The sequence below is a fragment of the Streptomyces sp. NPDC047515 genome (genome assembly GCF_040643055.1).
Classification (GTDB): domain Bacteria; phylum Actinomycetota; class Actinomycetes; order Streptomycetales; family Streptomycetaceae; genus Streptomyces.
On the sequence record NZ_JBEYTM010000028.1, the window covers coordinates 84,540 to 92,186 of the forward strand.

The window sequence follows — 7,647 nt, forward strand, 5'->3', positions numbered from 1 at the left end:
GCGTATCCGGGGGCGGACGCGTATCCAAGGCGGTCGTGTATCCAGGGCGGATACGTATCCGAGGCGGACCCATCACCAGGGCGAGGTCCACGCCAGGTCGGATCCGGGTCGGGCAGGGGTCCCACAGCCGAAGCGAACCACCGGGCCCGCCCCGGCCGTCAGCCGCCGCCGATGTCGCTGCCGCCGCCACTTTCCGCGTCGGCGCCTTCTGCGTCGTTGCCTTCCGCGTCGGCGCCGCGCGAGGCGGCCTCAGCCATCCGGGCCGTGGTGCTGGCGCCGTCCAGCGCCTCGCGGATGATGTCCGCGTGCCCGCAGTGGTGCGCGATCTCCCGGAAGACATGCAGCAGCACGTGCCGTACGGTCCATGTGATCGGCTCCGGCGGTGACCAGGGGTACCGGGGGAGTGTCACGAGACGGTCGAGATCGGGCTCCTGCCGCACAGTGCGATCGAAGTCCGCCGCCGCCGCGTGAAAGGCGTCGAGCAGCCCGGCCAGGGTCTCGCCCTCGGTCATCCGATTGCCGTCGGGATCGAGGTCGGCCCAGCCCACCTCGCCCGGCGCCGTACCGTCGACCACGGCGATCCATGTCCGCTGCACATCGCCGAGATGCTTGACCAGGCCGCCGAGCGTCAGCTCGCTGACGGTGGTGGAGAGGCCGGCCTGCTGGTCGCTGATGTCCCCGACGGCATAGCGAAAGTTGGTGCGCTGATCGGCGACGATCGCGAGAAGATCCTCGCGTTCCCCGGCCTGTGCGTCGTCCGTGCTTGTCGTTCCCATGAAACGTTCCCCCTCCGGACGGTTCTTGGCCGCACACACTACGGCGTCACTCGGCGACCGCGGATCGGAGAGGAGACGGGTACGACGGGTGTCAGGCCCGCACCTCTGCGCGCATCTGTCCGCCAGGGGCGACCGGCGGTGTCTGCCGCATCCCGACGCGGTCCAGGCTCAGCCGCAGAACCATGACCAACAGCGCGGCGACGGCGAACCCCGTTCCCACCCAGGCGAGTTGACGGGTGCCATACGCGGACATGACCCACCCGCCGACCGCCGTTCCGACCGTGATGCCGAGGTTCGAGAACGAGATGAAGAGGCTGTTGCCGAACTCGGGCGCGTCGACTGCGTCCCGCCCCAGCCAGCTCTGGCTCACGATGAGCCCGCCGGAGTGCACGGCCCCCCAGACCAGCACGGCCACGACCATCGGCGTGAAAAGCGGGCCCACCGCGTACAGGAGCACGTAGACGAGCAGACACAGCACCGGGTAGCCGACCACGGTACGTATGAGATCGCGCCGGAGGAGCCAACCGAAGGCGAAGTTGCCGAGGACCATCACCACGCCGAACGCCATCAGCATGGCACTGACCCAGGTGCCGTCCATGTGCGTGACCCGGCCCAGGTACTCGGCGAAGTAGCCGTAGACCGAGAACATCGCCGCGAAGACGAGAACGACGGACGCGATGGTCAGCCACAGGCGCAGCCGCTTCAGGACCTTCAACTGGGCGCCGTAGGAAACCCGTTGACCGACCGGCATCGGCGGCATGAACAGCAGGATGCCGATGAAGGCGAGCAGATTGACGAGTGCGCCGAACCAGAACGCCGAAGCCAGGGACACATGCTCGGCGAGGTACGAGGTCAGCGGCACCCCGAAGGCGAAGCCGACGGTGACGCCGCCGAACACGGTGGTCGTGGCCCGGGTGGCGTCCTCGGTCGGCACCAGCCGTGCGGCGGTCGCGAGCGCGACCGCGAAGAACACCGGATGGAACAGTGCGGGAACGATACGGAAGGCGAGCATCACCTCGTACCGCGTGGTGAGCGCGTAGACGGCGTTGGACACGGCGAACACGGCGATCGCGGCCGCGAGCACCTTCTTGCGGTCGATGCCGGAGGCGAGCAGCGTGGTGAAGGGCCCGGATACGGCGATGACCAGGGCAAACACTCCGACGAGCCAGCCGGCGGTGGACGGCGCGACGCCGAGCTCCGCCGAGACCTGGGGGAGCACGCCGACCATGCCCATCTCGGTGGTGATGATCCCGAACACGCCGAGGGCGAGCACCAGGACGGTGAGGGAGGCCTTTCTCATCGCAACCTTTCGTCAAATCTAAAAAAGTAGATATGTTGCGCGCCGAGGCGGCGCGCGCGGGGGATTCATTGCGTCTACAGCTCGTCGCGGACGTGTGCGGCGAACTGTGCGATCACCGGCTCGTTGCGCCGGTAGTACGTCCACTTGCCGATGCGTTCCGAGGTGAGCAGCCCCGCGTCCTTCAAGGTCTGCAAGTACCCGGACACCACCGACTGCGCCAGTCCGGCACGCTTCTGGATGTCGCCCACGCACACCCCGATGTGGAAGCCGAGTCCCTGCTGCCGGTAGGAGTCCTCGTCGAAGTACTTCTCCGGCTCCCGCAGCCACTGCATGAACTGCAGGCGCGCGGGATTGGCGAGCGCCTTGTGTACGGCCAGGGGGTCCACTGCTCTTCGCCTCTCTGTGCGGCCAGGTATGCATCTAGCTTTCTCGATATGTAGGCGTGAGTCAAATCGCCGAAATCGGCCGACGTGCTGATCCGGCCGGAGTGCTGATCCGGTCGGAGCGCCGATCCAGCCGGAGTGCTGACCCAATCGTTCTGCGGGACTAAAGGGGCAAGCGATGCACTGTATGACGCATGGGGTCAGACGTGCATTGACGGGTACGCGACGGTCGCAGGAAGCTGAGCAGCCCCCACGGAAGCCCTTTCTACTCCCAACCGTTGGATTGCCCATGCGCACAATTGCTTCCGCAGGCACGCTCACGGCCGCCGTCACCGCGGCCCTGTTGCTTGCCCCTACGGCATACGCCACCGCCCCCGGCGACAACGGCACCGTGGAGATTCACGATGCCGCGACCGGTGAGGAGCTTCGTAAGAACGAGCCTCACGTGTGCACCTTCTATCTCGACGCCTTCGGTTTCGACGCTGAGCAGGACGTCGACTGGCGCATCGAAGCCTGGGCCCCGACCGCCCATGTCAAGGGCGAGACCGTGAAGTCCGGTTCGCTGACGCTCGACGGTAAGGGGCACGGCCGTTCGCAGGACCAGTCCCTGCCCGACGGTCACTACAAGCTGTTCTGGAACTTCGACGGTGAGCACGGCCGGGCCAAGCACAAGGTCTTCTGGGTCGACTGCGGCGAAGAATCGAAGCCGGGTGGTGAGAAGCCCGGTGGTGAGAAGCCCGGTGGCGGCAAGCCGTCCCCGTCCGACACCCCGTCGACGTCGACGTCCGACACCCCGGCGGCATCCGTGGCCCCGTCGACGTCCGCGACCCCGTCCAGCCCGGAGCAGTCGACCGCGGGGCCCGCGTCGTCCGCCCCTGAAGACGCCGCCCCGGCGTCCCCGGCTTCAGGCTCCTCCACCTCGGCCCCCTCCTCGTCACCCTCCACGCAGAGTGGCGGAGACCTCGCCGAGACCGGCAACGGCGCACCCGTCGGCCTGCTGTCCGCAGCGGCCGCCGCGCTCGTCGCGGCCGGCGGCTACCTGGTGATCCGTCGTCGCAAGGCGCAGCAGCGGCACTGACCCGCCGATTCCTGTGTGCCCCCGTGCTCCGTGACTTCGAGGACGGGGGCACAGCCCTGCGCCACCTCGGCCGGACGCGCGCAAGCCAACTGCCGGAAATCCCACGGCATTCGGTGATACCCCGCGACCCCCGCTGCACCGCACTCCGGCTCGACTGGCGGGCGCCGACGTGGAGGTCGTGGCGTGAAGTCCCGTTCGCATGGCGAGAGATGGATGCGATGCGGTACGGTGACGCAATCATCACCCTCTGTGCGCATCCGTGCACATGGGGCAGCCCCCGGCGGTGCGCCAACACCATCCGAGGGCCTACACCACCAGTGGAAGAGACCCACCGGAAATGTTGCGTCATGCTATCGCGCCCTCCGCGCCCTCCGCGCGCTACACGAAGGCATCGCACGATGTCGTCCGCCATCCGCGTCTGAGCAGTGACGCGAAGATCCTGCTCCTGTACGTCCAGGGACTCCCGGACGACGCCACCTCCAAGCCGTTGAGCGAACTCGCCCAGAAGCTGGGCATCAAGGGCCGCGCGTACCAGAAGGCGAAGGAACAACTGGTCGCGCACGGGTACGTACACGAGTGGCGGAGCCAGGGTGAGGGAGGCCGCTGGCTGACCGAGCAGATCGTCGCGAACAACCCCCTGACGAGTGAGCAGGCGGGACACCTGCGAGGGGCCTGCCCGACGGCCGCCGCGCCACCGAGTAAGCACTTCCCGACGGTCGGCGAACCGACTGCCCGGACGGCCGGTGGCTATAAACCGTTAGAAGACCACAGTGATAAGACCACTCCCCACCCACCCTCCGAAGCCGAGCCGCCCGCGCCAACAGCGGACCCCACCCAACTCGCCCGGGCGGAACGGGTCCTGCTCGCGCTGCGCCACTCCCGCCGAGAACTGCACCTGGGCGTACGCGAGGCCCGCGCCCTCGCAGCGGAAGCGGTCAAGTGGCTGGAGCGCGGCCTGACCGAATCCGACCTCCGCCACGCCCTGCTCGCCGAACGCCCGCAAGAGGGCGTGCGCTCGGCGGTCGGCTTCCTCCGCTACCGCCTCATTCAAAAACTCCCCGAGGCTCAGACCTCACTCCAGCCGTACGAGCCTCCGCCCGTTCGCGAGCTCATTCCGTGCAAGGGCCCAGGCGAGGAACACCTCTTCCGGCCACTGGGCGACGAATCGGAGTGCGCCCCTTGCCGCAAAGCCACGGCCCACGCGAACTCAAACAGTGACAAACAAGCCTTCCCTGAGGGCACGCCGTGGCGCGAACGGATCGCAAGAATCCAGGCCACAGACCTCCGACTCGGCGAGGCCTGAAGCTGCGGGTGGCCTACGGGCAACGCCATCGGTGACATGGCCGGGCGGACCTGTCTCGGCGATCGCGTGTTCCGGCTGCCTCAGGCGGGGTCGTATCCAGCCTCGGTCCAGTCCCGAAGGCGGCGCCGGCACGTCACTGCGCTGCGGTTGCGGGGTTGGCGTTCGCAGCATGGGGACAGACGGCGGTAGCCGGACGGAGAGGACCTCGTGCCTTCGAATGACCCATCCCCGTTCGCCGAGTCGTTCGACGGAAGCGATTCCCTTTCCGGTGATGCGGAGGTCGATGTGTTGACCGCGTAGCCATTTCCGCAGGTGGGGGATCTCGAACGTCTTGTCGGGGGGTTAAAGACGCTGCCTCGGCACGGGATGCAGGGCGTATAAACCGAAGGGTGGTCGGATGTGCTCCGATGTCAGGAAATGAGCGAGAGGAATGGTTATCTTGAAGATCTTGGGGAGGCGCGCGTGGCGCATCGCCGCGAGCTCGGGCGCCGGCGCAGCAGCCATCGTGCTCGGTGCCCCGCTGCTTGCCGCTGCGGCTCCCGCTCAGGCTTCTTGGCCCGTGGCGCCCTACGCCACGGTGATCAGCCAGAGTGGGGTGAACGAGCGGCAGTACCCCAGCACCGACGCATCGGTGCTGGGTATCCTCCGGTACGCCGATCAAGTGGGCCTGCGATGCAAGGTCCGTGCGCAGAACGTCGCCGGCAACGACGTCTGGTACCTGCTGCGTGACCAGCAGGCATGGATCTCGGCCAAGTACGCCGTCCAGACCGGGACCGTCCCCTACTGCAAGGGCGTTCAGCGGAAACCGCTCACTCTGAGCCCGCGGTCCGCCGGGGCCAGGGGCTGAGCGCACCCGTCCCTCAGAACGTCCGAACCGTGGCGGACCGTGGTCCTGGTGGTATCTCGCCGGAAACCACGGTCCGCCATGGTGTTTTCCGTACCGCTCATCACTTCCCGCCATCGCAGACGAGGAAGACGTCCGGAAGTGGGAGTGTCCGACCCGACTGCCATAGTGCGGTCCATGGATGAGGACTCCTTCTGGGCCCTGTTGGAGGGCTCTCGGCGGCAGACCAGTGACCCGGACCAGCGGCTGGAGGCGCTGCGTGAACAACTCATGCAGCGATCACTGCCGGAGATCGTGCAGTTCCAGTCCTGCCTGCACCGGGTGCGAGGGCGGATCGACACGTGGGAGATGTGGGCCGCCGCCGAGCAGATTCACGGCGGATCGTGCTCCGACGACAGTTTCTGGTACTTCCAGTTCTGGGTGGTCGGCCTCGGCCGAGAGGTGTTCGGGAGGGCCGCGGCCGACCCGGATTCACTGGCGGAGGTCCCGGAGCTGCGCCGGTTGGCCGGGCGGTCCATGGAGACATGGTCGGACGACGAGTGGCCCGAGTGGGAGTCGTTGGACTACGTCGCGGAGGAGGCCTTCGACAGGCTGACGGGTGAAGAGGAAGGCCTTGAGACGGCACTGGAGTCCGAGGGACTGGACAACCCGTGCAACCCCGAACCGAGCGGCGAGGCGTGGGACATACGCAACGTGGCCGAAGCGTCGCGTCGACTGCCGCGCCTCAGCAGGATGTTCCCGCTCGCCGGCTGAGCGCGCCGGGGCGCGCAGGCGCGCGTAGACGTCGGGGTAGTGCCTCGACCATCCAGGAGTGAGGACCGACGATGGTGTCGGGCATGCTTCAGATGGCCGACAGGCCCCTGAGCGAATCCGCCGTGTTCGGAGCCGAGACACAACACGTGATCGCCCAGGCCCGCCGAAGCCTTGATGGGCCCTGACGGCGTCCACCGCGCGGGATACCACCAGGTGGTCCACCAAGGGGCGCGAGGGCAGGGCTCACCCGTCCACGCTCCCTGCCGCCGCTCGCGGGCGGTCTACTGCGCGCGCAGAAAGGCGACGAACCGCGACCACGCGTTGTGGCGCACGGCTATGTGGGGCCCCGGGGGCAGTTTGGAGTCCCGTACGCCGATCGCCGAGCGCAGGTCCGCGACCTCGACGCATTCGGTGCCACTGCCACCGCTGTACGACGACTTGAACCAATGTGCGCGTTCGTCATCCATCAAAGCTCCCCACAGACTTGGTGCAGGAGCGCCGCAGACAGGTCGATGTCCAACGCCTGCGCACGCAGATACTCGAATGCCAATCTATAGCGCGCAAGTTCCTGCGGCTTCTCCATGAAGAGTCCGCCGCCGATGATGTCCACGTACACGACGTCGAGTTCAGGTGCTGGGCCGCCGAGGATGACGAAACTGCCCACTGCTGCGGCGTGGGCACCTGCTTTGAACGGCAGTATCTGAATGGTGATGTGGGGCTGAGCGGCCAGTTCGCGGAGGTGCTCCAACTGCTCAAGCATGACGTCGCGCCCACCCACGATGCGTCGGATGACGGCCTCATCAACCACTGCCCAGATGTGCGGTGGCTCGGTCCGAACGAGGAGTTCCTGCCGCTTCATGCGGATGTCCACCATGTGGTGGATCTCCTGGTCGGTGCACCTCATCTCCGAGGCGCGATGCACCGCTTCTGCATATGCGCGCGTCTGAAGCAGGCCAGGCACGTACATGCAGGCGTAGTGGTCTTCGCTGACCACTTCGTCTTCCAGGGTCAGCATGAGGTTCATTGAATCGGGGATCGGGTCCGCGAGCGAGCGCCACCAGCCCTGGATGCGGGCTCCTTTGGCCAGCTCGACCAGCGATGCGCGTTCCTGGTCTGACCCGAATCCGCAGGTAGGGGCGTGCTCGCGGGCCGTCAGCGGTCAACTCGCTTAATCTGGGTTGTTTTTGGGTTTCCGGCATGTCGGTGGTCT

8 protein-coding genes and 2 pseudogenes are annotated in these 7,647 nt (G+C 67.1%); 4 read left to right on the top strand and 6 right to left on the bottom strand.

The annotated features are described in order from the left end of the window. Nucleotides 1-158: 158 nt before the first annotated feature. The 3 genes from ABZ826_RS22875 to ABZ826_RS22885 all read right to left on the bottom strand — a co-directional run bounded on the left by ABZ826_RS22875 (nucleotide 159) and on the right by ABZ826_RS22885 (nucleotide 2,462). On the bottom strand, nucleotides 159-776 hold the full coding sequence (locus tag ABZ826_RS22875) for a DUF664 domain-containing protein (RefSeq protein ID WP_361451154.1): 618 nt from the start codon (nucleotides 774-776) through the stop codon (nucleotides 159-161). Between the two features lie 91 nt (nucleotides 777-867). Further along, complete coding sequence (locus ABZ826_RS22880; RefSeq protein WP_361451157.1) at nucleotides 868-2,076, bottom strand: MFS transporter; 1,209 nt, start codon at nucleotides 2,074-2,076, stop codon at nucleotides 868-870. A 74-nt stretch (nucleotides 2,077-2,150) separates the two neighbouring features. After that, nucleotides 2,151-2,462, bottom strand: coding sequence for a metalloregulator ArsR/SmtB family transcription factor (locus ABZ826_RS22885; protein ID WP_361451160.1), 312 nt, complete (start codon nucleotides 2,460-2,462; stop codon nucleotides 2,151-2,153). A 286-nt stretch (nucleotides 2,463-2,748) separates the two neighbouring features. On the opposite strand from ABZ826_RS22885, the gene ABZ826_RS22890 reads away from it, so the two are divergent. Both ABZ826_RS22890 and ABZ826_RS22895 read left to right on the top strand, forming a co-directional pair. Then, nucleotides 2,749-3,537 carry an LPXTG cell wall anchor domain-containing protein gene (locus ABZ826_RS22890; protein WP_361451163.1) on the top strand — a complete coding sequence of 263 codons (789 nt, stop codon included), beginning with the start codon at nucleotides 2,749-2,751 and terminating at the stop codon, nucleotides 3,535-3,537. 337 nt (nucleotides 3,538-3,874) lie between these two features. Further along, nucleotides 3,875-4,840: a hypothetical protein gene (locus ABZ826_RS22895; RefSeq protein WP_361451166.1), complete on the top strand. Its 966-nt coding sequence runs from the start codon at nucleotides 3,875-3,877 to the stop codon at nucleotides 4,838-4,840. A gap of 146 nt (nucleotides 4,841-4,986) precedes the next feature. Here ABZ826_RS22895 and ABZ826_RS22900 read toward each other — a convergent pair. Beyond that, a pseudogene (locus ABZ826_RS22900) lies at nucleotides 4,987-5,176 on the bottom strand (IS5/IS1182 family transposase); the annotation flags it as partial. A gap of 103 nt (nucleotides 5,177-5,279) precedes the next feature. Here ABZ826_RS22900 and ABZ826_RS22905 point away from each other — a divergent pair. Beyond that, a complete protein-coding gene (locus ABZ826_RS22905; RefSeq protein WP_361451169.1) occupies nucleotides 5,280-5,687 on the top strand; it encodes an SH3 domain-containing protein in 408 nt (135 codons plus the stop codon). A 174-nt stretch (nucleotides 5,688-5,861) separates the two neighbouring features. Next, nucleotides 5,862-6,437: a DUF4240 domain-containing protein gene (locus ABZ826_RS22910; RefSeq protein ID WP_361451173.1), complete on the top strand. Its 576-nt coding sequence runs from the start codon at nucleotides 5,862-5,864 to the stop codon at nucleotides 6,435-6,437. A gap of 281 nt (nucleotides 6,438-6,718) precedes the next feature. Here ABZ826_RS22910 and ABZ826_RS22915 read toward each other — a convergent pair whose 3' ends face one another. After that, the gene (locus ABZ826_RS22915; protein WP_361451176.1) at nucleotides 6,719-6,904 is read right to left on the bottom strand and encodes a DUF397 domain-containing protein; all 186 of its coding nucleotides are present in this window, start codon (nucleotides 6,902-6,904) and stop codon (nucleotides 6,719-6,721) included. After that, nucleotides 6,904-7,551: pseudogene (locus tag ABZ826_RS22920) on the bottom strand (DUF5753 domain-containing protein); the annotation flags it as partial. The gene ABZ826_RS22915 and the pseudogene ABZ826_RS22920, both read right to left, overlap by 1 nt. Nucleotides 7,552-7,647 lie beyond the last annotated feature (96 nt).

Coding starts and splice junctions, on each gene's coding strand:
- ABZ826_RS22875 (WP_361451154.1), bottom strand. CDS start 776: ATGGGAACGACAAGCACGGACGACGCACAGGCCGGGGAACGCGAGGAT.
- ABZ826_RS22880 (WP_361451157.1), bottom strand. CDS start 2,076: ATGAGAAAGGCCTCCCTCACCGTCCTGGTGCTCGCCCTCGGCGTGTTC.
- ABZ826_RS22890 (WP_361451163.1), top strand. CDS start 2,749: ATGCGCACAATTGCTTCCGCAGGCACGCTCACGGCCGCCGTCACCGCG.
- ABZ826_RS22895 (WP_361451166.1), top strand. CDS start 3,875: ATGTTGCGTCATGCTATCGCGCCCTCCGCGCCCTCCGCGCGCTACACG.
- ABZ826_RS22910 (WP_361451173.1), top strand. CDS start 5,862: ATGGATGAGGACTCCTTCTGGGCCCTGTTGGAGGGCTCTCGGCGGCAG.
- ABZ826_RS22915 (WP_361451176.1), bottom strand. CDS start 6,904: ATGGATGACGAACGCGCACATTGGTTCAAGTCGTCGTACAGCGGTGGC.